Here is a 26,359-nt window from a genome sequence, read left to right on the forward strand (position 1 = left end):
TTTGAATTAAACGCAGGATTAAGATATTACTTTCTGCTAAAACTAATACTATCACCAATAGATAAGCCCAATTCTTGGGATAGACCTGCATTGACCTCTAGTACGTATTTTATGGGTACTTGTGAAGATAAACCATCTTCATTTAGTGGTTGTGCATTTTCTTGAAAACTGGCAATTTTCAAATTTTCTTTTATATAGATGATATCTAATGGGAATTCTGTGTTCTTCATGTAAAAAGAATGCATTCTTTCATCAGGAAAAATGAATAACATACCTTCATTGATTGCCATACCTTTTCGGTACATTAGTCCGGTTTGGGTTTCATAATCTGTCTCGGCAAATTCAATATTGAATTTGGTTTTAACGGTGTCACTGGATTTTAGAAAAATAGTTAAATCTCCTTCATGTGTAAAAACAATAGTTTCTGTAGCTATGGTTTTTTTAGATTCTTCCTTGCATGAAAAAGCTAAAGTAGTTATGGTAGCCACTACTATCAAGCCCTTATTTATTTTACTGAACATTACGCAGTTTTTGTTTTTCTGAACATGAAATAGAAACCTACTAGTATAAAAGGGATACTTAACCATTGACCGGTAGATAGTAAACCTAACGATTCTTCAAATCCGCCTTGACTTTTCTTAACGAATTCAGCGAAGAAACGAACTGTCCAAAGTAATACAAAGAACAACCCGAATAAATAACCGGTTTTGTTTTTTTTATCTGTTTTCCAATATAGAAAATACAACAGAATAAAAATGAAAATATAACCTATTCCTTCATATAATTGTGCTGGATGACGGTATGGGATTTCTGCTAGATATTGAGAAAACTGTGGGTTGTTTTCTATAGCGGCATAAGCGGCGTTCAGTGTTTTCTCTTGGGTAATACCCAATGCTTTTGATGGGTGTAAGTCATCTGAATCACGAATAAACTTTGTGGCAAAAATGAAATTTTCATCTACCACTTTACCGTTGATCTCAGAGTTGAAAAAATTACCTAAACGAACGCAAAAAGCCCCAATGGCAACAGGTATTACCATTCTGTCAAAAATCCATAGCATGTTAAATTCAGGATATTTTCTTGTATACAAATAGGTGCCAATTATAATACCAAGTGTAGCTCCATGACTGGCTAGACCAGTAAAGCCGGTAAATTCATAACCATCTATTAAGCCAAAAAGTAGACTGCCAGTATCACTTTCGCGTACAGGTATTAAAATCTCAATAAGGTGATTAGAGTAATATGCCCAGTCATAAAAAAACACATGACCTAATCTTGCCCCTAGCATGGTGCTTAGAACGGTGTATATGAATAGGGAATCTAATTGTTCTACCGATTTTTTCTCGTTAAGAAAAATCTTTTTCATAAGAAACCAACCTAAGGCGAAGGCGGTTATCCAAAGTAGATTGTAATACTTTATTTGAATGAAACCAATATTGAAAAGTGTCTCGTTCGGATTCCAAGTAATTCCTAAGAAATGCATGTGTTGAATTTTGAATGGCTAAGATAATAAAATAGGAATCTACCTAGCCGTAAGATTTGGGAAATTGATTTTGTTATGAGTTAAAAGAGAGTTAAGTATGTAAATGAGAGAAAATGGAGAATAGAGAATGGAATATACAGGTGGAAATATAGAAATATTTGGTGATTTGACTAAGTCAAAGTTTTGACCAACGAAACCTTTAAATTTTATTAGTTTTTTTGAGCTTGAACTCGATTTTTGATTTTGATCCTTATTTAAGGAACTGGGTCGTAGCCTTTTCCACCCCAAGGATTGCAGCTAAAAATACGCTTTGTTGCCATCCAACCTCCTTTAAATAGACCATGTTTTTTTAATGCTTTTAAGGTGTATTGAGAACAAGTAGGGGAGTATCTACATGTTGCTGGGGTATAAGGGGAAATTGCCACTTGGTAAAACCGGACTAGAAATATGAAAGGAGCAATAAGGATTTTTTTAAAGGAAATTTTCACGATGATAAATTAATAGCCCAAATTTACTATAAAAGGATTAACTATATAAAATAAGAAGCCCGGATAGTTTGCATCCGGACTTCTAAAATTAAAATGGTTTTTGTTTAGGCTCCTATTCTTATGGGTTCTAAATGTTCGGCCTCTTCTTCGGAGTATAACCTAGATTTGATCAAAAATCGAAGACCTAACGGGATTTCCAATGAAAAACTAGAGCCAATACCTGGGGTAACATCAACAGTCAGCTGGGTGTGTTTCCAATATTCAAACTGATCTTTTGACATATGAAAGTCGCAACCTTCAATAGTGCCAAGCCAAACATCGTTATCATCCAGCATTAAATCGCCTTTTTCAAAACACATGGGTGAGGAACCGTCACAGCAACCGCCACTTTGGTGGAACATAAGTTCACCGTGTTTCTCTTTTAGCTGTGCAATTACTTCTGCGGCTTTTTTAGTTACCAAAACTCTTTTTGTCTTCATCGTATTTCGTTTTTAAAAGAATCCCATTTTTTTCTTATCGTAAGAAATAAGCATGTTTTTGGTTTGGCGATAGTGTGCCAACATCATTTTATGGTTTTCCCTACCGATACCTGATTTTTTGTATCCACCAAATGGTGCATGTGCAGGATATAGGTGATAGCAATTTACCCAAACTCTACCGGCTTTTATGGCTCTTGAAATCTGGTATGCCTGGTGGGTATCACGTGTCCAAACGCCGGCGCCCAATCCATATAGGGTGTCATTTGCAATTTCTATAGCCTCTGCTTCATCTTTGAAAGTGGTTACACAAAGTACGGGACCAAAAATTTCTTCTTGAAAAACGCGCATTTTGTTATTTCCTTTTAGAATTGTGGGTTGTACGTAATATCCACCTTCCAAGCCTTCATTATAGGCTTGTGCGCCTCCTGTAAGAATTTCACAACCTTCTTCTTTTCCTATATTGATATAGCTAAGTATTTTTTCAAATTGATCATTAGATGCTTGTGCGCCCATCATGGTATTGGGATCTAAAGGATGCCCCATTTTAATAGCTTTAGTGCGCTCAATTACACGCTCAATGAATTTTTCGTAAATACTTTCTTGTACCAACATTCTAGAAGGACAAGTACAGACTTCGCCTTGGTTTAAGGCGAACATATTGGCGCCTTCCAAACATTTGTCAAAGAATTCATCATCGGCATCCATAATACTCTCAAAGAAAATGTTCGGTGACTTTCCACCAAGTTCAAGAGTAACAGGGGTAATGTTTTTTGATGCGTATTGCATAATTAACTGACCTGTAGTTGTTTCACCGGTAAAGGCTATTTTGTCTATTCTAGGGCTAGATGCCAAAGGTTTACCTGCCTCAGCACCAAATCCGTTTACGATATTAAGTACTCCGTCAGGTAAAATTCCTTCAATAATTTCCATTAATATTAAGATTCCCACAGGTGTTTGCTCTGCTGGTTTTAATACTACACAGTTACCTGCAGCTAAAGCCGGAGCCAGTTTCCACGTTGCCATTAGTAGTGGGAAGTTCCAAGGTATAATTTGACCAACGACTCCTAATGGTTCAGTAACGTTCAATGCCACAGTGTTAGCATCCAATTCACTGACCGAGCCTTCTTCTGCTCTAATGACACCTGCAAAATATCTAAAATGGTCTACGGCCAAAGGTAAATCTGCAGCGCGTGTTTCTCTAATGGCTTTACCGTTGTCCCAAGTTTCGGCTCTAGCCAACACCTCAAGGTTTTGTTCTATTTTATCGGCAATCCTTAATAGCATATTGCTTCTTTCGGTCGCAGAAGATGAATTCCATGAAGGTGCGGCTTCCCATGCGGCATCAATTGCCTTTTCAATATCTTCAGATGTTGATCTCGGTATTTTTGTAAACGATTTACCGTCTACCGGAGAAATATTTTCAAAGTATTCTCCTTTACTTGGGGCTACCCATTTGCCACCAATATAATTTTCATATTGATTTTTAAATTTGGGTTTTTGAAGTACGTCTTTTTCTACAGTTGCTGTTGTGCTCATAGTATATGATTTAAGTTAATATTAGAAATGTATGTATTGGGAGCTAGTCAATACGATATTCTAAATGTACCCTACACTTATATCTTTTGTCTGACGCATTCTACGAATAATATGAACAAACCTATCAATTATTAACTTTATGATTTTTTTAAGTATATATTTTTGTAAATTCCTTAAAATAAAATCAAAATAGTTGTGATTAAGTTATCAGATAATTTCCTAGAAGGAAGGCGTTTAGAGACCATGGTGGAGAATCAGACATCTTACACAATGAACAATGCCGCCATGCATGTTTTTGAGACACATGAACAAGCAGCTAGTGTTCTTTTAAAATTTGAACAGCCAGTTTTGGCCAGTATGATCCAAGGGAAAAAGATTATGCATTTACGAGATTATGAGGCATTTGATTTTTTACCTGGAGAATCTTTGGTTCTACCTGCAAACGAAAGTATGTGTATTGATTTTCCTGAAGCTATGGCAAAAAATCCTACAAGATGTTTGGCAATGGCTATTTCAGAAGATAAGATAAATAAGGTATTACAGTTCATGAATGAGAATATGCCAAAAAGTACCAAAGAGGCATGGGGATTAATGGACTATAATTTTCATTTTGTAAATGATAGGGGTATATACCAAATCATTCAGAGATTGTTGTTTTTGTTTTCAGAAGACCACCCATCAAAAGATATTTTTGTGGATAATATGTTGAGAGAGTTGATCATTCGTATTTTACAGACCAATGAACGTAAAATTTATAGTAACACCACATTATCCATTAAAAAACAAAGTAGGTTGACCGAGGTTATACGTTATATTAGAAATAACGTTCATAAATCTTTAAATGTAGATGACCTTAGTAAGATGGCTTGTATGAGTCCCTCTCACTTTTATAGGACTTTTAAGCAAGAGTTAGGGATATCTCCTGTAAAGTTTATCAATAACGAGCGTATAAAATTAGCGGTAGGTCTGTTGCAAGATCCTAAAAGAAGCATAAAAGACGTATATCTTGACTGCGGATTTGAAAGTAGATCTTATTTCAATAGGGTTTTTAAAACAAGACAGCATTTAGCACCAGGTGAATACCAGTCTAAAATTCAAAAATCAAAATATTTAAATTAAAGGCTATACGTTGTACCTTCTTTACCGTCTTTTAATTGAATACCCAATTCTGCCAATTGATCTCGTATTTTATCTGAAGTAGCAAAATCTTTATTTTCCCTTGCCGCTTTGCGTAACTCGATCAATAATTCTACAACACCTCCTAGTTTTTCAGTATCTGCGTCAGAACTGTTTTTGTTCTCCAGGCCTAAAACATCAAAAACAAAATTTTGTAAGGTTTGTTCTAATTCTTGTTTATCTGTTTCGGTTATAGATTCAGTGCCTTCTTTGATTAAATTAATGTGCTTAACGGCATCAAAAAGCTTTGCTATTAAAATAGGCGTGTTAAAATCATCGTTCATGGCGGCATAGCAAGATGCTTTCCAACCTTTAACATCAAAATCGGTAGTTTTGCCCGTTTGTAAAGATTTCAACGAATTAAAAGCCTCCATAAGTTTATTGAATCCTTTTTCAGAAGCTAACAACGCATCATTGCTCATATCTAAAATACTGGTATAATGCGCTTGCATCATAAAAAACCTTACCATGGACGGGGAAAAGGGCTTGCTTAAAATATCATTTTCGCCAGAAAAAATTTCACCAGGGAGAATGCTGTTTCCTGTAGATTTTGCCATTTTTCTGCCGTTCAAAGTCAACATATTTGCATGTAACCAATAATTGACCGGACTTTGGCCATTGCATGCTTCAGCTTGGGCAATTTCGCATTCATGGTGAGGGAATTTCAAATCCATACCGCCGCCGTGAATGTCAAATGTTTCTCCTAAGTATTTGGTGCTCATGGCTGTACATTCTAAATGCCAGCCTGGGAAACCATCTCCCCAAGGTGATGGCCATCTCATAATATGCTGTGGCTCCGCTTTTTTCCACAAAGCAAAATCTTGAGGGTTGTGTTTGTCATCTTGGGCAGCAAGATCACGTGTATTGGCAATCATATCTTCAAGCTTGCGCCCGCTTAATTTACCATACTCATGTTCTTGATTAAATTTTGCAACATCAAAATATACAGAACCATTGGTTTCATAGGCAAATCCCTTTTCAAGAATATCCTTAATGATTTCAATTTGTTCTATGATATGTCCTGTAGCGGTAGGCTCAATACTTGGTGGTAAAAAATTGAATTTTTCCAATATATTATGAAAATCTACAGTATAGCGCTGTACAACTTCCATTGGCTCCAATTTTTCTAATCGTGCCTTTTTTGCAATTTTGTCTTCACCGTCTTCAGCGTCATCTACCAAATGACCTGCATCGGTAATATTGCGCACATAACGTACTTTATAGCCAAGATGTTTAAAGTATCTGAAAATCATGTCAAAGGACATAAAAGTTCTACAGTTTCCTAAGTGTACATTGCTATACACCGTAGGTCCACAAACATATATGCCAATATGACCTGTGTTTATGGGTTTAAAAACTTCTTTTTTTCCTGTAAGGGAATTGTATACTTTGATTTCTTGACTTTCGTACAATTGCATAAAGCTGTATGCTATTAAAAATGGGTGTCTAAATTAAGGTAGTTCAAAAACTCGCGGCGTACCAATTCTTCCTTGAATTTTCCACCATATTCAGCCGTTACCGTGCTACTGTCTATGTCACGTATGCCTCTTGAGTTTACACAAAGGTGCTTGGCATCAATTACACATGCAACGTCTTCCGTACCTAACGCTTTTTGTAATTCTCTTACGATTTGAATATTTAAACGTTCTTGAACTTGAGGTCTCTTGGCATAGTAATCAACGATACGATTCATTTTTGAAAGCCCAACTACGGTACCGTTAGAAATATAGGCTACGTGAGCACGACCAACAATAGGTAATAAATGATGCTCACAAGTGGAGTACAAAGTAATATTCTTTTCCACCAACATTTCACCGTACTTGTACTTGTTGTCAAAAGTAGATGCCTTTGGTCTTCTACTAGGGTTTAAACCACCAAAAATTTCATTGACATACATTTTTGCAACTCTATTAGGCGTACCTTTTAAACTGTCATCGTTTAAATCTAAACCCAAAGTATGCATGATTTCACGTACGTTATTGCGAATACGTTCAATTTTTTCGGCATCGTCCAAATCAAAAGCGTCTGAACGTAAAGGAGTATCTTCTGACGTAGAAATATGATCGTTTCCTATTTCGTCAAATTGATTTTCCAGTGTATCCTCAATTTTCATTTTATCTTTCTTTTACAAGCTGCAAAGATATACAATATGTGACACTTTATAACCAAATGCGGGCATTACACAACATAAATTAGCCATAACGTTAAGGTCTCGTTAATTTTATTTTTCCAAATCAAGAGGCCCCTATGACCAAGTATGGTATATCCATTTTATTAATTTGTTTTTTTGGCATATTCACTTGCTTCGCGCAAGTGTCGGCAGATTGCGCCAATGCGGTTCCTATTTGTTATAATACTCCGGTCAATGGAGGTACAAATGGTTATGGAATTGATGATTATAATGGTGCGTCAATTTCTGGTTGTATTACTCAAGGTAGTGGTACGATCGAAACGAACTCCGCTTGGTATACCTTCAAAATTGGAGAAGTAGGGCAATTGGGGTTTAATATTGGGTTCGATTCAAACGAAGATTGGGATTTCGCACTATACAGAACTAACGATTGTAATGCACTGGGAGATCCGGTGAGATGTAACTATTTTGATAATTCTGATGATAGCAGTTATATAGGGGTAGGCGAAGACCCTACAGGCATAGAAAATATACAGTATGATGATTGGTTATTAGTTGAGCCGGGTGAAGAATACCTTTTAATGATCAATAACTTTAGTAATAATAATTCCGGATTTTCCATTCAGTTTTCAGGGACTATTTTTGTTGAGTTTCCTAATTCAGCCCTGGACTGTGATATTATAGACAATTTGCTAGGTCCGCCTATTATAGCATGTGATAATGAAACGGTAGTATTAGATGCTACAACGACCGATGCTATAACCTATGAATGGTATTTAGATGCAGGGACAGGCTATCAACGTATACCTGGTGAGAGTGATCCAGAATTATCAGTGGCGGTTTCTGGAATGTACCGAGTTTTGGTTGTGAGACCTTTAGGGAATAATTTAATAAGTGAAACACAGGTGGCATATGCCCCTTCTCCAGAAACTTATGAACTAGAAGATGAAACGGCATGTTTGGATGGAACTACTATTGATTTTAATGAAAAAGATGCTGAAGCATTGGGCGGGCAAAGTCCCCTAGATTTTCGTGTATCTTACCATGAAAGTTTTGAAGACGCTTTTGATGGTGCCAATGCGCTTTCTAAAGAGTTTGTGCCTGCACAAGTTTCCCAAACTATATATGTTAGAACAACTTCTATAGAAAATTCTATGTGTTTTGATGCTTCTGAGTCTTTTGAGGTGGAAGGAATAGAATTGCCCGTTTTAGATTTTGATACTGAGGTTTATATCTGCGGAGATGAGCCGGTAGTCACCATTGGTCAACGTATACCTGATGCTAGTTTTGCGTATCAGTGGAGTTCAGGTCAAACAAGTTCTTTAATTACAGTGGCAGAACCTGGGGTTTATACTTTATCCGTGACCAATACGCAAGGGTTGATACAATGTATTACCGTAAGATCGGTTACCGTTGTTTTCTCTAGTCCGCCCGTTATATCCGATATTACCATAGAATATGAGGATGATGCATCAAACATGGTAAATGTTTATTTAGAAGAGAATGGTGATTTTGAATATCAGGTAGATGATCAAGCACCGCAAAATAGTAGTGTATTCAATAATTTATTTCCAGGAGAACATACAATAACGGTACGTGACCCCAATAGCTGTGGTTCTGATACCAGAGATATTGTTGTAGTGGGCTTTCCTAAGTTTTTTACTCCAAACGGTGATAATGTTAACGATGTTTGGAAAGTAGATGGTCTATCTGCATTAGAAGATCCGGTGATCACTATTTACGACCGTTATGGTAAATTGTTATATCAGATATTCGAAGATTCCAGTGGTTGGAATGGTTCTTTCAATGGGCAGTTATTACCGGAATCCGATTACTGGTTTAAACTTTCTTACACCAATTCTTTAGGGGAGAATACCAACGCATCATATATTAATAACCACTTCACTTTAAAGCGTTAAAGGTAATAATTGGCAGTGAGTAGTGTATTTTATCGATTAAATGCCAGAATCTTCGCTGTAAGATACTAAAGCAGGTCATGTGTAGTTATAATATACATCACGTATACTAAATAGTTACACTTTTTATGAGAGTACTCATTTGTTCTATTTGTTGTTTGTTTCTTTTCTGTTATAAAGTAAGCGCACAAAATTCAGCCGATTGTAGAACGGCTATACCTGTTTGTGCCGATCAACCTATTATGGGCATAGCCGGTGGTTCTGGTGATGTAGATGATTTTGATCCGGAAGTTATAAGAGAAACAGGATGTCTAGAGAAAGGAAGTCTAACTTCGGCCAATATTGAATTCAATACATCTTGGTTTGTTTTTAGGGCAGGTACCGGCGGTCAGGTTGGTTTTGATATTGAGGCGTTGCCTTCAACTGGTTCTACACCTACGGCAGAATGGGATTTTGCAGTTTATGGACCAGATGTGGATTGTGCAGCTATTAGCAATGGAACGGCACAGCCAATTCGTTGTAATTACGAAGTGAACGATACAAACTTTACCGGTCTTGGTGTAAATCCCGATAGTGGTCAAGAAGGTCAGGCATCGTTAACAGGTAATCAAAATACATATGATGAGTATTTAGATGTGCTGCCAGGTGAGATTTATTATATCTTGATCAATAATTTTGCAGACAATTTTACAGGTGACCCAGAGCCATTTATGTTAACTTTTACAGGTAGCTCTGTTAGTGCTGATCAAGATACTGCCTTAGATTGTACCTTAAGGGATGAATTTTTAGGATTGGATATTGTTGCTTGCGAAGGTGATGACCCTATCACCATTAGTGCGTTGAATTCCCCAGCGGGTGCGGATATCGCCAGCGTTGAATGGACGGTAGATTATGAAGACGACGGTATTATTGATGATACATTAACGGGTTCAGGAGATTTTGGAGCGGAATTGGTTATTGTTAGCCCAAATACAGGACGTTATTTTGCAAGTATTACAACGGCATCGGGCTCTCCGCCAACGGTAAACGATGATAGTGGGGTGTTGGTTACGTTCTATGGTACACCTATTTTAGAAAGAGTGGAAACATTGGATACTAATCTCTCCATTGATCCAGATCAAAATAATATCGAATTTTTTGTTGAGGGTGATGGGGACTATGAATATGCGATCAATGACGGCGTATTTCAAGATAGTCCTGTTTTTATGAATGTTCCACCTGGTGTTAACACGGTTATTATTAATGATAAAAATGGTTGCGGTATTACTGATCCCTTAGAATTTTTGGTCGTCGGGTATCCAAAGTTTTTCACCCCTAATGGTGACGGTATTAATGATGACTGGAATGTAGAGGGAATAGAGACGTTAAGTGACCCTGTTGTGTTTATTTTTGATAGGTATGGTAAGCTTCTAAAGCAATTGGGTTCCACAGATGCTTGGGATGGAAATTACAATGGACAGCAAATGCCATCTACAGATTATTGGTTTCGCTTTGAATATGGTGAACAAGAAGATGCCTTATTGGTTGCCAAAACCCGAAAAACTCATTTTTCATTAAAAAGGTAAAACCCTCAGGACAGGCTCATGAGGTATTTAAAGGAAACAAACTTTTAAATTCTAGGCAAGCCTTGGGGTATTATGCCCTTAGGCGGTGCCAATAAAATAAAAAAGGGGGGCATATTGCTCCCCTTTTTTATTGAATTCCATTTCCTCTAAAAGTTTATTGTATAACTTAAGGTTGCATTGGTAATACCTCTATCTATCATAGCCGGTGTTGTAATACCTGCATTGAAAAGTCTTTCGCTAACGTCTTGTTGGGAACGGCTTAGTGAAAAGTCTAGCTTACTGCCGCCGAAGTTATATCCTATACCACCAGAAATAGCATTTAAATCACCTATGGTATTGCCATTTGAATATGGACTTTGTTCAAAGCGATAACCTGCCCTTAAACTTACTTGTTGAATTCTATATTCACCACCAAGTCTAAAGGTTGAAACAGCGCCTAAGTCACTAGCAATTTGTGAGTTTACCGTCTGAAAACTTGGGTCGTTGGTAGGGCGGAGTTCAGATTGTGAGAAATCTTGGTAACCATAATCAAAACTCAAAAGCCCATCTTTTGCAAATATTACGGCTAAACTACCGGTAAGTTTACTTGGTGTTTTAACTGTATAGCTTTCAAAAAGATTAATAATATTAAAATTGATAAAATTAATATCGGCATCTGCAAGGTCAGAATTAATGCGTTGAGAAGTATTATCCTCTAAACGATACCAGGTTGGTGATTGGTAGCTACCGCCCAGACGTACATTATCGTTTAATTTCGCAATAGCACCTAGGCTAAAAGAAAAACCATTACCCTCCGTTTCTAAATAATTGTCAAAAGTAGTTCTGGTTATTTCAGAATTAGGCTCGTAACCACTCTCGGTAAATTGATCAAACTGCGTATAGAGTACACTGTGGAAGTTTAATGAAGCACCCAGATATATGTTTTCTTTGTACTGTGAAGCTACATTGATGGTAAACTTGCTATTGTACCCGGTTGTTCTTCTTATGAAATCTTGCTCCACAAAATCATAAAGCGTGTTGCTTACATAATTAGTATTTGCGTCATCTTCAGTTTCTGGGTCAAGAATACCGCCATAATATCCTAAAAATGCTTGTTGATCCCTAAAGCCTTGTGCTGAACCGATGTCTAAATAAGCTTCCTCTAAAAATTCACCATCTTGTACAAGAATGGAGCCAAAAGGTGTGCCTTGGGCATATTCGGAGAAGTACGTGTCTATACCTTGTGTGCTACTTCCTGAAACATAGTATTCATTATCAAAATTGTTCACCAAATCATAATTGAAAGCCAAGGTAAATTTCTGCCAATCGGAATTGGAGTCGGTATTCTTGAAAACAAAGGCGCCACCAATTTGATTTAATTCAATAGTATTGTCTTTTGTTATGTTGGTGTCACCAAAATAACGTGCTTCATTATTGGTATTGTAATTGGACCCTGAAATGGTGAAAAGGCTATTGTTGAATACCGCTGAACCGGCAGGGTTTATGTTTAAGGAGGATAAGTCGCCACCTAAAGCCCCAAATGCACCGCCCATAGCTTGAAAGCGAGCGGTACCTTGTAGGTTTTCTGTACCGTAACGTAAGGCTTCGTTTATATTTTGAGCGCTACCAATGGCACATGCCATTAGTATTACGAAAGTCAAATATCTTTTCATAGCAATATTTAAATGTTGATAAATGTTAGATTTTAGTTTCTTCTACTGCTGCTGCTTCTTGAAGAACCAGACGATCTAGAAGAGGATCCACTGCTTGAACTCCTAGAGCTGCTTCCAGAGCTTCTGTAAGAGCTGCCACTAGAACTGCTTCTTCCAGAACTGTAACTACTGCTTCTAGAACTGCTACCGGAACTACGGTAAGATCTGCTAGAACTTCCTGAGCTTCTGCCCGAAGAATAACTTCTTGAGCTACTACCGGAGTTTCTATAGGTAGACGTTCTGGGAACGCTAACCCTACTGCTTGATCTAGATGAGCTAGAACTGTATGTTCTTGGGCTGCTACTGTATCTGCTGCTGTAGTTTCTAGAGGAACTGCTATATCTTGGTGATGCTCTAGTGCTTCTGCTAGTTCTGTATGCTCTATTTTGGTCTACACCAACAGTTCTTCTTGTAGAAGAGTTGCCAGAATACGTTCTTGAACTACGCGTGTTTGCAGAGCTTCTAGAAGTTGTCGCTCTAGAAGTGGTGCTTCTATACCTAGGTGAGTTACCTCTGGTGTTTACATTAGAACGACCTCTAGCCGCTGTAGAAGATAATCCGCTATTATTTGTTGTGTTTCTATTGTAATTGCCTCTTCTTGAGTTGTTAACTGCATAGCTTCTATTGGAAAATCCACGATTTCGATTGTAATACCCGTTGCCATAACCATAACCGTATCCATAACCGTAGAAAGGACGGTTCCAGCCGAAACCAATACCTGCGTAGCCAAATCCAAATCCGCCATAACCCCAATTGTTCCATCTATTCCATCCCCATGGTCTATTCCATCCATAACCGTAGTAACCTCCATAGCCCCAATTGTTCCAACCCCAGTTGTTCCAGCCCCAATATGGGTCGTTCCATCCGTAGAATCCTCCGTAGCCCCAATTGTTCCATCCATTATTGTGAATATAGATGCTTACATCGGAATTGTTGCTGCCCCAGCTACCATAACCTTCATAGTCGTTAGAATTGGCATAATAATCGGTCAGTTGACCTTCAGGAATTTCTTCGTCTAAATTATTACTTGAATAAGAATCGACATCGGTAAAGATCTCGCTATCCAAAATTTGATCATATTGATCCGCCTTTTCACCAAAATAAGATGAATAGGTATCGTTTTCTGAAGTATTTTGATTGTAGTTTCTTTGTTCTGGCCTTCTTTCTACCGTTCTTACAACGTCGTCTGAATAAATGCCGTCATTGTCATAATATGAAGATTGTTGGTAGGTACCGCAAGAAGCAGCAAAAACTGCCAGGGTTACCAACATTGTAATGTTGCGAAGTTTGTTGTGGGGTAAGGAATATATCATCGGATCAAAATTATATTGTTGAACATATTAAAAATAACTAGTTTTACCCAATTATTACACGCAAAGAATCACAAAATTTGTGCCAAAGTCTAGATAATGAGTAAAAATTTGACAAAGAGAAGCGAGGATTATTCCAAGTGGTATAATGAATTGGTAGTTAAGGCCGATCTAGCCGAAAACTCCGGTGTTAGAGGTTGTATGGTCATAAAACCATATGGTTTTGGTATTTGGGAGAAGATGCAAGCTGGTTTGGATAAAATGTTCAAGGAGACCGGACATGAGAACGCCTATTTTCCATTGTTTATTCCAAAATCATATTTAAGTAAAGAAGCAAGTCACGTAGAAGGTTTTGCAAAAGAATGTGCAGTTGTGACACATTATAGGTTAAAGAACGCCGAAGACGGAAGTGGTATAATCGTAGATCCAGAAGCTAAACTAGAGGAGGAGCTTATTGTTAGACCTACTTCTGAAACTATTATATGGGATACTTATAGAAAATGGATACAGTCCTACAGAGATTTACCATTATTAATTAACCAATGGGCAAATGTGGTTCGTTGGGAGATGCGTACAAGATTGTTCTTGAGAACGGCAGAATTTTTATGGCAAGAAGGTCATACGGCCCATGCTACGGAAAAAGAAGCCATAGAAGAGGCAGAGCAAATGATGAACGTGTATGCTGATTTTGTTGAAAATCATATGGCGGTGCCTGTAATTAAAGGAACTAAGACCGAAAGTGAAAGATTTGCAGGGGCAATTGAGACATATTGTATAGAGGCTTTAATGCAAGATGGTAAAGCTTTGCAGGCAGGTACATCTCACTTTTTGGGCCAGAATTTCGCTAAGGCTTTTGATGTTAAATTTGCGACCAAGGAAGGCGGTAAAGAGCATGTATGGGCTACTTCATGGGGGGTGTCTACAAGGTTAATGGGTGCTTTGGTAATGACTCATAGTGATGATAATGGTTTAGTTATTCCTCCAAAATTAGCACCTATACAAGTTGTTATTGTACCTATTTATAAAGGAATTGATCAATTGGATCAAATTTCGGAAACTGTTAATCCGTTAGTGAAAGAACTAAGGAGTAAAGGTATTTCTGTGAAATTTGATAATAGAGATACGCACAAACCAGGGTTTAAGTTCAATGAATATGAATTAAGGGGGGTGCCTGTACGTTTGGCTATTGGACCAAGAGATATGGAAAATGGTACTTATGAAGTGGCAAGAAGAGATACCTTGGAAAAAGAAACGGTAAATGCTGCAGATGTAGTTGAAAAAATCGAGTTCTTAATGGACGATATTCAAAAGAATATGTACCAGAAAGCACTTGATTACAGAAATAATCATATAACCGAAGTGAATTCTTATGATGAATTCAAAAAAGTTTTAGAAGAAAAAGGAGGATTTATTTCTGCTCATTGGGATGGAAGTAAAGAAACGGAAGAACTAGTGAAGGAGGAGACAAAAGCCACTATACGTTGCATTCCTATTGATGCAAAGAGTGAAGAAGGTGTGTGTATGGTTAGTGGTAAACCGTCTCAAAAAAGGGTGTTATTTGCAAAAGCATATTAATTTTTTTAAAAAATTATATTCAGGTGTTGCGATAGTGAAAAATATTTGTATTTTTGCATCCGCAATTGCACAAAGTATGGTCCGTTCGTCTAGGGGTTAGGACGCCAGGTTTTCATCCTGGTAACAGGGGTTCGATTCCCCTACGGACTACAAATTAAATTTTTGGATAATTTTCCAAAGCAGTGACATAATGGTCCGTTCGTCTAGGGGTTAGGACGCCAGGTTTTCATCCTGGTAACAGGGGTTCGATTCCCCTACGGACTACAAAATTAAATGGATGAAAATCCGAAGAAATTATAACAGAGAATAAAATGGCAAATCACAAGTCGGCATTAAAGAGAATTAGAAGAAACGAAGCAGTTCGTTTACGTAACAGATATCAGCATAAAACTACACGTAATGCTATAAAGAGATTGCGTGCAGAAGAATCTAAGAAAGATGCAGAGGCTCTTTTTCCAAGTGTTGTTAGTATGATCGATCGTTTAGCTAAGCGTAACATTATTCATGATAACAAAGCTGCTAACTTAAAAAGTAAGTTGGCAAAGCACGTTGCCGCTTTGTAAGATATTGCCTTAAGAAATTAAAAAGCCTTCCAAAACTGGGAGGCTTTTTTTATGGGCTAAATTTTAGTTTGTCTGCCTCATTGGTAACCTTAGTCTTCTCATTGATAGAAAACCAATGATGAAGCAGAGGTACATTGTCGCTATTGAAATATAATGATACTTAGAGAGATTGTATGTAGTGTACAGTTGATAATCAAAAGACAATATATACATGGAAATAGGGTAGCAGATGTAAAACATAAGTAATCCTAAACTGATCCAAAATAGCAAGTTTTTTCTAGGTATAAATTTCTGTTCTTCTGTAAATATCTTGTATAGATAGGTTAGGCACGCAAATATTAATACTATTGCACCCGCAATAATTGCATAGTTCTGAGGTTCGGTGTAAAAGTCTTGTAAAAACAAATTGACTATGCAGGTCAATAAAAATAATACACCACCATATTTAATGAGAATTCTACTTCTTTTGTTTTCAATTAATTGATAGAAAATATAAAAGAAATATAGATAGAATACAATGTCGAATATATTGAAAATTATAGTGTTGTAATTATAATATTCAGGTATATAAACTAATTGTATATCATCTACATCCCTAACGATAGCACCTAGTATTTCTGATAATAAAACGTAGCTTAATATTATGGGTAAATATTTTAAGATGGTATCGTAGTATAGCCTATACTTGGTAATGGATAAAACCAGTGCTATGAAATAGAAACAGATGTAGTAATTATTTAAAATATACTCCAACATGGTTTAACGGGCTATTTGACTGTGAAATGTTTATTGGTTTTTTGGCGGTGGTACACCTGTGCCTCTATTCAAAGTTAGACTTTCTTGACCTTGTAATATTGCCGGTACAGCTTTTGGTGTACTTGTTGTTGGTGCAAATGAAGCATATGCTTTTGTATTGGGGTCATTATTATTGCCATAACCTTCATTTATTGGTTCAAAGCTATTGTTCATAGGTACGGCTTGTTTGCCCTTTGCTCCTTGAGCTATATAAAAAAGATAATCACGCTTACCGTCATTATAAGTAGGGGAGAGCATAATGCTGTTCTGTCTTGGCTGTTTAATCGGTTCTTTGCTTTGAGGGAAATATTCCTCATTTGGGTAGTTGGAGTAGTAAAGTCTTAATGTGGAAATTTCAACTCCGGCATCGGCAGCTTCTTGTTCAATATATTCTAAATATTGCTTGATGGTTTTATAATCGTAGTAAACAAATCTGCCAACATGAAACTCTCCATCTCTTTTGGTTATTTTATTTATAGAGTCTTCATAACGTTGTATTAATGGTACCCGCCTTTTTTCATAGGAGTCATACATATTTTTTGCCTGTGAAATAGGTACTATTTCTTGAGGAGCTAATATCACTGGTTTTACCGGTTCCTCTGGGTCTTGCTCTTTGGGTTGATCATTACAGCTCATAAAAGCAGAGATGATAATGGCGCATAAGATTTTACTGATTAGGATAGATGGTCTTTTCATTTTCTGAGATTTTAAGTGTTTACTAAAGAAAAATGCTAAAAGACTGGGGGATAGTTCTTTCTGATTTTATAAAGATATCAAAAAAATAGCAGCTTTAATTTTTGATGTTATTATTAGGGTAGTTTATTATAGTGGGTATGCTACAAAATAAAAAATCCCGATTTCATTAAGAAATCGGGATTTAAAATTATAATTAAAAAGAATTACTGATTCATTGTCATCAAGAACTCTTCATTGTTTTTGGTTTGTTTAAAACGTTGCTCAATAAACTCCATGGCTTCTACAGGATTCATATCTGCAAGGTACTTACGCATTATCCACATACGTTGTAGGGTGTTTTCATCAAGTAGCATGTCATCTCTACGTGTGCTTGAAGAAGTAAGGTCAATAGCAGGGAAAATTCTTCTATTTGCAATCTTACGATCTAATTGAAGTTCCATGTTGCCGGTTCCTTTAAATTCCTCAAAAATAACTTCGTCCATTTTAGATCCAGTTTCAGTTAAGGCTGTTGCAATGATAGACAATGAACCACCGCCTTCAATATTACGTGCAGCACCAAAGAATCTTTTTGGCTTATGTAATGCATTAGCATCAACACCACCACTTAATACCTTACCAGAAGCTGGTTGAACAGTATTATAGGCTCTTGCCAAACGTGTAATGGAATCTAAAAGGATTACTACGTCATGACCACATTCTACTAATCTCTTTGCTTTTTCCAAAACAATATTAGCAACTCTTACGTGCTCAGTCGGTTCTTTGTCAAAAGTAGATGCTACAACTTCACCACGAACATTACGTTGCATATCCGTAACCTCTTCCGGTCTTTCGTCGATAAGCAAAATAATTTGGTAAACTTCAGGATGGTTTGCAGCAATACCGTTCGCAATATCTTTAAGTAACATAGTTTTACCAGACTTAGGTTGCGATACGATCATACCTCTTTGCCCTTTACCAATAGGTGAGAACAAATCAATAATACGGGTAGATATTGTACTTTGGCGTTCTGCCAAATTGAATTTTTCTTGTGGGAATAACGGAGTTAAATGCTCAAATGATACACGATCGCGTACGATCTGAGGGTCTATGCCGTTAATTTTATTTACCTTAATAAGAGGGAAATACTTTTCACCTTCTTTTGGTGGTCTTACGTTACCTAAAACGGTATCACCTGTTTTAAGGCCAAAAAGACGAATTTGCGACTGAGAAACATAGATATCATCAGGAGATGATAGGTAGTTATAATCGGAAGAACGTAAAAAACCATATCCGTCTTGCATAATATCCAACACACCTTCACTGGCTATTATGGAATCAAACTCATATTCCGGCTCCTTGTACCTGTTTTTAAGGTCTTTGTCAAAATTACTTTTGTCATGAGGAGTCCTTGGGTTAGGTTTCTTCTTATGATTATTATTCTGTTGCGAATTCTTATTATTGTTATTGTTTGACTGATTTGAAGACTTAGGTCTTGGTCTAGGTCTCTTTTGTTCAGTAACTTCTTTAACCTCATTTTCTTGCGGAGCTTCCTTTTTTACGGGAGTCTCTTTTGCCGTAGCCGGTTTTGCGTCTGTACTAGCATCCTTTTTGGTGTTTTGTGCAACACGTGTTCTAGGTCTAGGTTTAGGCTTCGGTTTTTCTTCTGTAGGCTTAGGTGCCTCTTCAGTGGTTGTGGGGGCAATAGCTGCGGCAACTTTTGGGTTGGCGGCTTGTAGGTCCAAAATTTGATAAACTAAATCTAGTTTTTTCAAGGTTTTGAATTTAGGAACCTTAAGTCCTTTAGCAATTTCCTGAAGCTCAGGTAGCTTTTTCGATTTTAAATCTGAAATCTCAAACATTAAGTAATAGAATAAATTATATAAGTAGTTTGTATTGTAAGAAGTAAATAATTTTATTTGGATAATCTATAAGGAAAGTTATTCCTTAACTGGTAGGTGTTATGACGTGATAACGTAGCAATATTACAAATTATTTTGAATAAAATGGTTATATTTTTTGAAAAGACCTGTATTTTTGCAATTAGAAAGCGATATTAGATTTATGATTCAAAGAATTCAGAGCCTTTTTTTAGTAATTGTTGCAATACTTACGGGTATACTTCCGTTCTTCTTTAATCTGTGGATTAATGTAGATGGTACAGAAGTTTTTGCAAACAATGAATTGCTCATTTCTATCGCATTTTACGCAAGTGCCGTTTTGGCTATTTGGTCTATGGTACAATTTAAAAATAGAAAATCTCAGTTTGTAATAAACAGGCTGAACATGATATTGAACGTTTTTTTATTAGGATTTTTCGTTTACCGATCACTAAACTTATCCGGAGAAACTTCGGTTTCTGAGAAGGGTATTGGGATGCTGATTCCAGTATTTTCTATCATTTTTTTGGTCCTTGCAAATAGGGCAATAAAAAAGGATGAAGATCTTGTAAAATCTGTTGATCGCTTACGTTAAGCCTGTAATCTTAGTAGTATTAGTGCGTTAAAACCCGGGGTAGTTACCGGGTTTTTTTATGTCTCCACTTTCTTAAATATCACAGAAATATTGCAGTATTTCAACCATATGTGATAAACTGTTTACTTTTTCTTGAATTCTTCGTGATATCGTGGTTTTATGTTTGTCCTCAAGAAACAGCAAGGTTAGCGATAGTCGTTAATATCCTGTTTTTAACTAAAACAATTTTAAAAATTTACGATTATGAAAAACAGAAAATTTACACTTGTATTATTACTTAGTGCAGTAACAACATTCTTTGTTAGCTGCTCAGATGATGATGTAGAAACAGTAACCGTTACGGAAACTGTGGTTGAAACAGAAACGGTTGAAGTAGATTCTTCAATGCCAGTTGGTGACCTAACCGTTTCATTAAGCGGTAATTTGGTAGCAGAAAGTGGCACGCCTACCCAAGGTTTGGTTGAATTGGGTGTAGATACCGAAAGTTCTTATTTTGTGCATTTTGGAGATGATTTTACAACTGAATTAGGTACTGGTACCGTAGGTATTTTCTTTTCTACCTCAGACACTTTCACTGCCGATCCAGCTAACGGTAACCCAGATCTAATGCTTATTGGTAACGTTGCCGGTAATGGTGAAATGTTCATAAAGTTAGATGCAATGCCTGATGCTAAATACACACACATTATTCTTTGGTGTGCTACTGCTAATATTCCTTTTGGAAATGTAGCATTAAACTAAAAAATTGAATATTGATTGCCTTTGGGAATAGAGACACCTGATTCTGTTTTTCTATGTCTCCCAAAGGCTTTTTTTATAGGTTTTCAATGTTGGGGCCTATAATTTGAAAAAACAGAATTATGGAAAAAATAAAAATCTTCTTAGGTATTTGCTTTTGCTTGCTTACTGTTGGTCTGCAGGCGCAAAGCGGATGGACAAGGGAGGCAAAGGGATTCTATCTTCAAGCTTCGGCATCATATTTCTCTTCTAATAATTATTATACAACAGAGGGTAGATTGGCTGATCAAGGAAGCGATTTTAGAACCAGCGGACTCTTGCTTTACGGTGAATACGGTATCTCCGATAGGTTTACGGCAATAGTAGATTTGCCAATTGTTCGTTTAAATAGTTTTAGCACTACAGAAACTGTTGCTGGTGTAGGTAATATACAATTGGGAGTTAAGTATAAGCTACTTAAAAGCTTTCCTTTGTCTTTACAGGTTGCTTTGGATATACCCACTAATGATGGTACTAACTTTGCAAGATCTAACGAGCCAAATGCCTTTGGTCAATTTGATGAAATAAATTTACCTGTTTCTGATGGTGAATTTAATATATGGACAACCTTGGCCGCATCCCATGGTTTTAAAAACGGTAAAACATATGCATCGGCTTTTTCAAGTGTAAATTTTAGAACTGAAGGATTCAGTAACCAATTTCAAGCCGGGGTTGAGTTAGGACATTTGTTCTTTAATAAGCTATATCTTATTGGAAAATTGAAAATTCAAGAAAGATTATCTTCTGAGAATAATGTGCAAAGTGGCTCTTTCTTATTTGGTGAGGGTACTACATTTACAAATTACGGAATTACGTCAATGTATAAGATTACAGACCATTTTAATTTGGTTGCGCAATACTCCGATTATGCCGGTTTTCTGGTAGATAGAAAAAATGTCTACGATGGTGGTACCATTTCTTTGGGCGTATCATTTGAATATTAATTAGCTAAATACAGGGTGTAAGTGTTAAGTGACGCCCTGTTTTTACCTTTTTCCAAGCTCTATTACTTCAAGATCTTTGATATTGTCTCCATCGATAACAAAACGTAACATGGTGCGTACTTGATGAAACCCGTGTTTTCCACAGGCCCCAGGGTTCATATGTATTACCCCTAACTTTTTGTCCATCATTACTTTTAAAATGTGAGAGTGACCACAAATGAAAAGTTTAGGCGGATTTTCTTTAATAATATCGCGTGTTCTACTATTGTATTTAGGTGGATACCCTCCAATGTGGGTAATAAGAACATCAACTCCCTCACAGAAGAATCTATTGTTTTCAGGAAATTCTTTTTGAATTATATGATCGTCAATATTGCCATGTACACCTCTTAGTGGTTTAAGTTTTGCAAGTGCATCGGTTACTTTTAAGTTCCCAATATCCCCTGCATGCCATACTTCGTCTGCCCATCTTGCATGTTTTAATATGGCGTCGTCCATGTAAGAATGTGTATCGGAAAGAAGAAGAATTTTGGTCATTATTATTGCTGAATTTTATATTTATTGACTTTCCATGAAAAATGAAAATAACCAACGTTTAAGTTTTCCTATTTACTGTGGGTACCAAGAATGTTAAAACGTATGGTTTTTAATACCTTTGTCAGATACAAAACTAGTATATCTTTTGAGATTCTTCATTCAATTTTCATACTTCGGTAAAGCGTATCACGGTTGGCAAAATCAGCCAAATGCCATTACAGTGCAAGAAGTGCTGGAAAAAGCGATGTCCAAACTTTTAAACAGTCCGGTTGCATTAATGGGTGCAGGACGTACAGATACTGGTGTTCATGCCAAAATGATGTATGCCCATTTTGATGTTGATAGCTTGGGTGATATTCCTGAATATGTGTTCAGACTTAATTCTTATTTGCCAAATGACATTGCGGTAGACCGTATTTTTGAAGTAGAAGATGATGCACATGCACGTTTTCATGCTACTTCCAGAACATATGAATATCATATTGCAAAAAGCAAGGATCCTTTTTCTACGGACCTTGCATATTTCGTAAAAAAAGATCTTGATATTCAACTAATGAACGATGCAGCTGAACTATTGTTGGGCAAAAAAGATTTTGAATGTTTTTCTAAATCCAATACAGATGTTTTTACCAATATCTGTGACCTAAGAGAAGCACAATGGAAGCTAGAAAATAATAAGCTTGTATTTACCATTACGGCAGATCGGTTTTTAAGAAATATGGTTAGGGCTATCGTTGGTACGCTAATTAATGTAGGATTGGGGAAATATTCACCTGACTATGTTAATACCATATTAAAAAGTAAGGATAGGACAATGGCAGGCGTTTCTGTTCCTGCAAAAGGACTATATTTGACCTCTATTGTTTACCCCAATACTATTTTAAAGAATGGATAAGGATTCTGGCAAAGCATTTGACACTCGTCTTTTTAAACGCTTACTGGCCTATACAAAACCGTACAAAATTACATTTTATGGCGTTGCCTTGTCTGCCATATTATTGTCTGGTTTTGCTATTCTAACCCCTTTGATCGTAAAAAAAATTATTGATGAGGCCATTAAGGGCAGCAACAAAGAAATGCTATTATATTTAACGGTTGCTATGTTGGTGGTTTTGCTTGGTCAGGTAATTTTTCAACTGGCGTTCAATTATTACGCTAACTGGTTAGGAGAATCTGTGATCAAAGATGTAAGGATAAGTCTTTTTAAGAAAATGCTTTCTTTTAAAATGACCTATTTTGATAATTCCTCATTGGGTGTTTTGGTAACTAGGGCTGTTGCAGATATGCAACGAATTGGAGAGATTTTTAGTCAAGGTTTTTTTGTCATTGTGGCCGATTTATTGAAAATGGTCGTTGCGGCAATGGTCATGTTGTTTATTAATTGGAAGTTATCATTAATCGTATTTGCATTATTGCCAATTATAGTATATGCTACTAGATGGTTTCAAAAAGCGATGAAAGTAGCGTTTACCGAGGTAAGGGCAGAGGTTTCAAATTTAAATTCCTTTGTGCAGGAGCGAATTACAGGAATGAAAATCGTTCAACTTTTTACCAGAGAGAAAATTGAAAGCGCCAAGTTTAGGGAAATAAACGAAAAACATAAAAAAGCTTGGTTGAAAACGGTATGGTATAATTCTATCTTTTTCCCTATTGCTGAAATTGTTTCTTCTTTAACGGTAGGGTTAATTGTTTGGTACGGTGGCTTACAGAATGTAGCGAATATTTCAACTGATATTGCAGGTACGTTATTTGCTTTTATTATGTTGATAGATTTGTTGTTTAGACCATTGCGTCAAATTGCGGACAAGTTCAACACCTTGCAAATGGGTATGGTTGCGGCTAATAGGGTTTTTAAAATTTTGGATACCGATAGTCACATACAAAATGTAGGTTCTTATGAGAAAGAAGTGGTAAGTGGTGATATTTCTTTTGAAAACGTTCATTTTGGATATTTGGAAGATGAAGAGGTGTTACATGGTATTTCCTTTGATGTTAAAGCAGGAGAAACAGTAGCTATTGTTGGTGCTACAGGAGCCGGAAAAAGTACGATCATTAATTTATTGAACAGATTTTACGAAATTAATTCAGGTTCAATTAAGGTTGATGGTGTTGATATTCAAGACTATAAATTATCTTCATTAAGATCTCATATTGCCGTAGTATTACAAGATGTGTTTCTTTTTGCCGATACCATTGCAAATAACATTTCTTTAAAAGAAGAAAGTATATCTGTTGATGATATAGAAAAAGCGGCCAAGGCTATTGGGGTAGATGAATTTATTTCCAGCCTACCAGGTGGCTATCACTATAATGTGAAAGAGCGCGGTACCATGCTTTCTAGTGGTCAACGCCAGCTAATTGCTTTTTTACGTGCATATGTAAGTAATCCTAGTATCTTAATATTGGATGAAGCTACATCGTCCGTAGATACGTATTCTGAACAATTGATCCAATTGGCTACGGATAAGATTACCCAAGGGAGAACTTCTATCGTAATTGCACACAGATTAGCTACTATTAAAAAAGCGGATAAAATTATTGTAATGGATGCCGGTAACATAGTTGAGACAGGCACACATAAAGAACTTCTTAAAAAAGGTGGTTATTATAGTAATCTGTATGAGGCTCAGTTCTTAGCTGAGGAGGTTGCTTGATCAAGGAGTCATTTGCAGAAATGTGTCCGTGAAAAAAGCCAAATAAACTGATATTCCGATAATAAAAAGTGTAAACACAACGCCTAATAAAACTAGAAATAATAATAGTTTTATTATGGTCTGTTTTATAGTAAGATTAAAGATTTTGAAAAATACCCAAGTAAAAAATAAAATTTGGAAAATCATATTTCCAAAAGAGACATAATACAACATTTTTGAACTCCAAATAGTCAACAGGAATAAGATGTTGATGAGAATAGACATTTGAGAGTATGCATAGATGTTGATTACAAAATGTTCGCTCAGATTAAATTGTTTTTTGTTGAAAAATACAAGTCTGGATATCAATGCTAGAAATGGAAGCATGGCTATATATACCAAACTTTGATATTTAAACAGATAAGTATTCCATTGTTTTTGAAAATCCTGACCCATTTTTTCTTCTTCGGTCATAGACTCTCCACTTTGATATAGAAAATCAAAGTCTAAAGCATTAGGGAAAAACTCGGTACAGACATATACAAATAATCCTCCAAAAGTAATGGCTATTGTAAAATAGCTAATAGGGTTTAAGTACTTCTTTCTAACACCGCTAATGTATCCTCCAATAACTTCATCAGGTTTAGTAAAAAGGTGTTTAAATGTTATAAGAAAGGTATTGTCAATGTTGAAAAATCGCTCGGTAGCATCATACCATAAATTCTTTACTGTAAGTCTGTTTCTAATTACCTTAGCGCCACAATGGGGACAATAACTATAATCCGTTCTTAAGTTGTTTTGGCAGTTCTTACAATTCATTGCACCAAATCTTGCTTCAACATATTAGTTAATTGGGTGATAGAATCATACAAAACAAATTCCCCGTTTTTAATATAGGAGATTAGTCCTGTTTCTTCACTGACCACTATACTTAGGGCGTCGGTTTTTTCACTAATACCGACTGCAGCTCTGTGTCGTAATCCAAAACGAAGGGGGATGTTTCGCTCGTTTGACACTGGTAAAATTACTCTTGTTGCAACAATATAATTACCAACAATAACTGCGGCACCATCATGCAATGTGCTGTTTTTATAGAAGATACTTTCTAGAATGGGTTGGTTGATTTCAATATTCATACGATCTCCAGAACTTTTAATGAAATCTAAAGAGTTGCTACGTTCTATTACTAAAATGGCCCCGGTTTTGGTACTGGCCATTTTTTCACAAGCTTTAATTATAGCGTCTACATCGGTTTCTGTAGAAATCCCTTCTTGCTTTAAAAATTTAAAGTGTTTTACAAAGTTTCTTTTGTTGGCAAAATTGGTTGACCCGATCATTAGCAAGAACTTTCTGATCTCTTGTTGAAAAACAATAATCAAAGCAATTAATCCAACTTGCATAAATGCACCTACCATGCTACTGATCATTTGCATGTCTAACAACTCGGTCAATTTCCAAAATGCCCAAACAATAACAATTCCGATGAAAATATTAATGGCAACAGAGCCTCTTACCAGCTTATAAATGTAGTATAGGAGCACAGCAACAAAGATGATGTCTAAAACATCGGTAATCTTAAAATCAATAAAATTTAAAAAATCCAATCAGGTCCG

24 protein-coding genes and 2 tRNA genes are annotated in these 26,359 nt (G+C 36.3%); 12 read left to right on the plus strand and 14 right to left on the minus strand.

The features are described 5' to 3' along the window. Positions 1-26 precede the first annotated feature (26 nt). From YQ22_RS12720 to exaC, 5 genes are all read right to left on the minus strand, one after another. Positions 27-521, minus strand: a complete 495-nt coding sequence (locus YQ22_RS12720; protein ID WP_071341497.1) for a DUF192 domain-containing protein — start codon at positions 519-521, stop codon at positions 27-29. Then, a complete protein-coding gene (gene lgt / locus YQ22_RS12725) occupies positions 521-1,483 on the minus strand; it encodes a prolipoprotein diacylglyceryl transferase (protein ID WP_071341498.1) in 963 nt (320 codons plus the stop codon). The genes YQ22_RS12720 and lgt overlap by 1 nt, the downstream gene beginning before the upstream one ends. A gap of 254 nt (positions 1,484-1,737) precedes the next feature. After that, positions 1,738-1,965, minus strand: a complete 228-nt coding sequence (yidD, locus tag YQ22_RS18970) for a membrane protein insertion efficiency factor YidD (protein WP_083414336.1) — start codon at positions 1,963-1,965, stop codon at positions 1,738-1,740. A 110-nt stretch (positions 1,966-2,075) separates the two neighbouring features. Further along, a complete protein-coding gene (locus YQ22_RS12730; protein ID WP_058103656.1) occupies positions 2,076-2,450 on the minus strand; it encodes a DUF779 domain-containing protein in 375 nt (124 codons plus the stop codon). Between the two features lie 12 nt (positions 2,451-2,462). Further along, positions 2,463-3,986, minus strand: coding sequence for an acetaldehyde dehydrogenase ExaC (gene exaC, locus YQ22_RS12735; RefSeq protein WP_071341499.1), 1,524 nt, complete (start codon positions 3,984-3,986; stop codon positions 2,463-2,465). Between the two features lie 195 nt (positions 3,987-4,181). Here exaC and YQ22_RS12740 point away from each other — a divergent pair, with 195 nt between their 5' ends. After that, entirely contained in the window at positions 4,182-5,105 is a 924-nt protein-coding gene (locus tag YQ22_RS12740) for an AraC family transcriptional regulator (protein WP_232231187.1), read from the plus strand. Here YQ22_RS12740 and cysS read toward each other — a convergent pair. Then, a complete protein-coding gene (gene cysS / locus YQ22_RS12745; RefSeq protein WP_071341500.1) occupies positions 5,102-6,580 on the minus strand; it encodes a cysteine--tRNA ligase in 1,479 nt (492 codons plus the stop codon). The two genes, YQ22_RS12740 and cysS, sit on opposite strands and share 4 nt — an antisense overlap. A 14-nt stretch (positions 6,581-6,594) precedes the next feature. After that, entirely contained in the window at positions 6,595-7,275 is a 681-nt protein-coding gene (gene folE, locus YQ22_RS12750; protein WP_058103653.1) for a GTP cyclohydrolase I FolE, read from the minus strand. A 134-nt stretch (positions 7,276-7,409) separates the two neighbouring features. Between folE and YQ22_RS12755 the strand changes: the two genes are divergently transcribed. Continuing rightward, on the plus strand, positions 7,410-9,212 hold the full coding sequence (locus tag YQ22_RS12755) for a T9SS type B sorting domain-containing protein (RefSeq protein ID WP_071341501.1): 1,803 nt from the start codon (positions 7,410-7,412) through the stop codon (positions 9,210-9,212). Positions 9,213-9,337: 125 nt separating this feature from the next. Further along, positions 9,338-10,774 carry a T9SS type B sorting domain-containing protein gene (locus tag YQ22_RS12760; protein ID WP_071341502.1) on the plus strand — a complete coding sequence of 479 codons (1,437 nt, stop codon included), beginning with the start codon at positions 9,338-9,340 and terminating at the stop codon, positions 10,772-10,774. Positions 10,775-10,920: 146 nt separating this feature from the next. Here the strand turns inward: YQ22_RS12760 and YQ22_RS12765 are convergent, their stop codons facing one another. Both YQ22_RS12765 and YQ22_RS12770 read right to left on the minus strand, forming a co-directional pair. Continuing rightward, the gene (locus YQ22_RS12765) at positions 10,921-12,426 is read right to left on the minus strand and encodes an OmpP1/FadL family transporter (protein WP_071341503.1); all 1,506 of its coding nucleotides are present in this window, start codon (positions 12,424-12,426) and stop codon (positions 10,921-10,923) included. Positions 12,427-12,458: 32 nt separating this feature from the next. After that, positions 12,459-13,736: a hypothetical protein gene (locus tag YQ22_RS12770; protein ID WP_071341504.1), complete on the minus strand. Its 1,278-nt coding sequence runs from the start codon at positions 13,734-13,736 to the stop codon at positions 12,459-12,461. A gap of 138 nt (positions 13,737-13,874) precedes the next feature. Here YQ22_RS12770 and proS point away from each other — a divergent pair, with 138 nt between their 5' ends. The 4 genes from proS (at position 13,875) to rpsT (ending at position 15,913) form a co-directional block, all read left to right on the plus strand. Beyond that, the gene (gene proS, locus YQ22_RS12775; protein WP_058103647.1) at positions 13,875-15,350 is read left to right on the plus strand and encodes a proline--tRNA ligase; all 1,476 of its coding nucleotides are present in this window, start codon (positions 13,875-13,877) and stop codon (positions 15,348-15,350) included. Positions 15,351-15,428: 78 nt separating this feature from the next. Then, positions 15,429-15,500, plus strand: a tRNA-Glu gene (locus YQ22_RS12780). Between the two features lie 42 nt (positions 15,501-15,542). Continuing rightward, positions 15,543-15,614, plus strand: a tRNA-Glu gene (locus YQ22_RS12785). Between the two features lie 47 nt (positions 15,615-15,661). Then, a complete protein-coding gene (gene rpsT, locus YQ22_RS12790) occupies positions 15,662-15,913 on the plus strand; it encodes a 30S ribosomal protein S20 (protein WP_036152561.1) in 252 nt (83 codons plus the stop codon). Between the two features lie 786 nt (positions 15,914-16,699). On the opposite strand, the gene YQ22_RS12795 is transcribed toward rpsT, so the two are convergent. Then, positions 16,700-17,404, minus strand: a complete 705-nt coding sequence (locus tag YQ22_RS12795; protein WP_156894573.1) for a hypothetical protein — start codon at positions 17,402-17,404, stop codon at positions 16,700-16,702. A gap of 203 nt (positions 17,405-17,607) precedes the next feature. Next, on the minus strand, positions 17,608-19,242 hold the full coding sequence (gene rho / locus YQ22_RS12800) for a transcription termination factor Rho (RefSeq protein ID WP_071341506.1): 1,635 nt from the start codon (positions 19,240-19,242) through the stop codon (positions 17,608-17,610). A gap of 202 nt (positions 19,243-19,444) precedes the next feature. Here rho and YQ22_RS12805 point away from each other — a divergent pair, with 202 nt between their 5' ends. The 3 genes from YQ22_RS12805 (at position 19,445) to YQ22_RS12815 (ending at position 21,576) form a co-directional block, all read left to right on the plus strand. Beyond that, positions 19,445-19,855: a DUF4293 domain-containing protein gene (locus YQ22_RS12805; protein WP_058104302.1), complete on the plus strand. Its 411-nt coding sequence runs from the start codon at positions 19,445-19,447 to the stop codon at positions 19,853-19,855. Between the two features lie 243 nt (positions 19,856-20,098). Next, complete coding sequence (locus YQ22_RS12810; protein WP_058103644.1) at positions 20,099-20,596, plus strand: hypothetical protein; 498 nt, start codon at positions 20,099-20,101, stop codon at positions 20,594-20,596. Positions 20,597-20,715: 119 nt separating this feature from the next. Continuing rightward, positions 20,716-21,576: a hypothetical protein gene (locus YQ22_RS12815; protein ID WP_071341507.1), complete on the plus strand. Its 861-nt coding sequence runs from the start codon at positions 20,716-20,718 to the stop codon at positions 21,574-21,576. 42 nt (positions 21,577-21,618) lie between these two features. Here the strand turns inward: YQ22_RS12815 and YQ22_RS12820 are convergent, their stop codons facing one another. Then, positions 21,619-22,113, minus strand: a complete 495-nt coding sequence (locus YQ22_RS12820) for a metallophosphoesterase family protein (RefSeq protein WP_071341508.1) — start codon at positions 22,111-22,113, stop codon at positions 21,619-21,621. Positions 22,114-22,258: 145 nt separating this feature from the next. Between YQ22_RS12820 and truA the strand changes: the two genes are divergently transcribed. Together truA and YQ22_RS12830 are read left to right on the plus strand one after the other, a co-directional pair. Further along, on the plus strand, positions 22,259-23,008 hold the full coding sequence (truA, locus tag YQ22_RS12825) for a tRNA pseudouridine(38-40) synthase TruA (protein ID WP_071341509.1): 750 nt from the start codon (positions 22,259-22,261) through the stop codon (positions 23,006-23,008). Beyond that, positions 23,001-24,767: an ABC transporter ATP-binding protein gene (locus YQ22_RS12830; protein WP_071341510.1), complete on the plus strand. Its 1,767-nt coding sequence runs from the start codon at positions 23,001-23,003 to the stop codon at positions 24,765-24,767. The genes truA and YQ22_RS12830 overlap by 8 nt, the downstream gene beginning before the upstream one ends. On the opposite strand, the gene YQ22_RS12835 is transcribed toward YQ22_RS12830, so the two are convergent. Then, positions 24,768-25,565: a DUF3667 domain-containing protein gene (locus YQ22_RS12835; RefSeq protein ID WP_071341511.1), complete on the minus strand. Its 798-nt coding sequence runs from the start codon at positions 25,563-25,565 to the stop codon at positions 24,768-24,770. Beyond that, positions 25,562-26,350 carry a diadenylate cyclase gene (locus YQ22_RS12840; protein WP_058103638.1) on the minus strand — a complete coding sequence of 263 codons (789 nt, stop codon included), beginning with the start codon at positions 26,348-26,350 and terminating at the stop codon, positions 25,562-25,564. The genes YQ22_RS12835 and YQ22_RS12840 overlap by 4 nt, the downstream gene beginning before the upstream one ends. Positions 26,351-26,359: the final 9 nt, after the last annotated feature.

This window comes from Maribacter sp. 1_2014MBL_MicDiv, assembly GCF_001865655.1.
GTDB classification, from domain to species: domain Bacteria; phylum Bacteroidota; class Bacteroidia; order Flavobacteriales; family Flavobacteriaceae; genus Maribacter; species Maribacter dokdonensis.

Coding starts and splice junctions, on each gene's coding strand:
- YQ22_RS12720 (WP_071341497.1), bottom strand. CDS start 521: ATGTTCAGTAAAATAAATAAGGGCTTGATAGTAGTGGCTACCATAACT.
- lgt (WP_071341498.1), bottom strand. CDS start 1,483: ATGCATTTCTTAGGAATTACTTGGAATCCGAACGAGACACTTTTCAAT.
- YQ22_RS12730 (WP_058103656.1), bottom strand. CDS start 2,450: ATGAAGACAAAAAGAGTTTTGGTAACTAAAAAAGCCGCAGAAGTAATT.
- exaC (WP_071341499.1), bottom strand. CDS start 3,986: ATGAGCACAACAGCAACTGTAGAAAAAGACGTACTTCAAAAACCCAAA.
- cysS (WP_071341500.1), bottom strand. CDS start 6,580: ATGCAATTGTACGAAAGTCAAGAAATCAAAGTATACAATTCCCTTACA.
- folE (WP_058103653.1), bottom strand. CDS start 7,275: ATGAAAATTGAGGATACACTGGAAAATCAATTTGACGAAATAGGAAAC.
- YQ22_RS12755 (WP_071341501.1), top strand. CDS start 7,410: ATGACCAAGTATGGTATATCCATTTTATTAATTTGTTTTTTTGGCATA.
- YQ22_RS12760 (WP_071341502.1), top strand. CDS start 9,338: ATGAGAGTACTCATTTGTTCTATTTGTTGTTTGTTTCTTTTCTGTTAT.
- YQ22_RS12765 (WP_071341503.1), bottom strand. CDS start 12,426: ATGAAAAGATATTTGACTTTCGTAATACTAATGGCATGTGCCATTGGT.
- YQ22_RS12770 (WP_071341504.1), bottom strand. CDS start 13,736: ATGTTGGTAACCCTGGCAGTTTTTGCTGCTTCTTGCGGTACCTACCAA.
- proS (WP_058103647.1), top strand. CDS start 13,875: ATGAGTAAAAATTTGACAAAGAGAAGCGAGGATTATTCCAAGTGGTAT.
- rpsT (WP_036152561.1), top strand. CDS start 15,662: ATGGCAAATCACAAGTCGGCATTAAAGAGAATTAGAAGAAACGAAGCA.
- YQ22_RS12795 (WP_156894573.1), bottom strand. CDS start 17,404: ATGAAAAGACCATCTATCCTAATCAGTAAAATCTTATGCGCCATTATC.
- rho (WP_071341506.1), bottom strand. CDS start 19,242: ATGTTTGAGATTTCAGATTTAAAATCGAAAAAGCTACCTGAGCTTCAG.
- YQ22_RS12805 (WP_058104302.1), top strand. CDS start 19,445: ATGATTCAAAGAATTCAGAGCCTTTTTTTAGTAATTGTTGCAATACTT.
- YQ22_RS12810 (WP_058103644.1), top strand. CDS start 20,099: ATGAAAAACAGAAAATTTACACTTGTATTATTACTTAGTGCAGTAACA.
- YQ22_RS12815 (WP_071341507.1), top strand. CDS start 20,716: ATGGAAAAAATAAAAATCTTCTTAGGTATTTGCTTTTGCTTGCTTACT.
- YQ22_RS12820 (WP_071341508.1), bottom strand. CDS start 22,113: ATGACCAAAATTCTTCTTCTTTCCGATACACATTCTTACATGGACGAC.
- YQ22_RS12830 (WP_071341510.1), top strand. CDS start 23,001: ATGGATAAGGATTCTGGCAAAGCATTTGACACTCGTCTTTTTAAACGC.
- YQ22_RS12835 (WP_071341511.1), bottom strand. CDS start 25,565: ATGAATTGTAAGAACTGCCAAAACAACTTAAGAACGGATTATAGTTAT.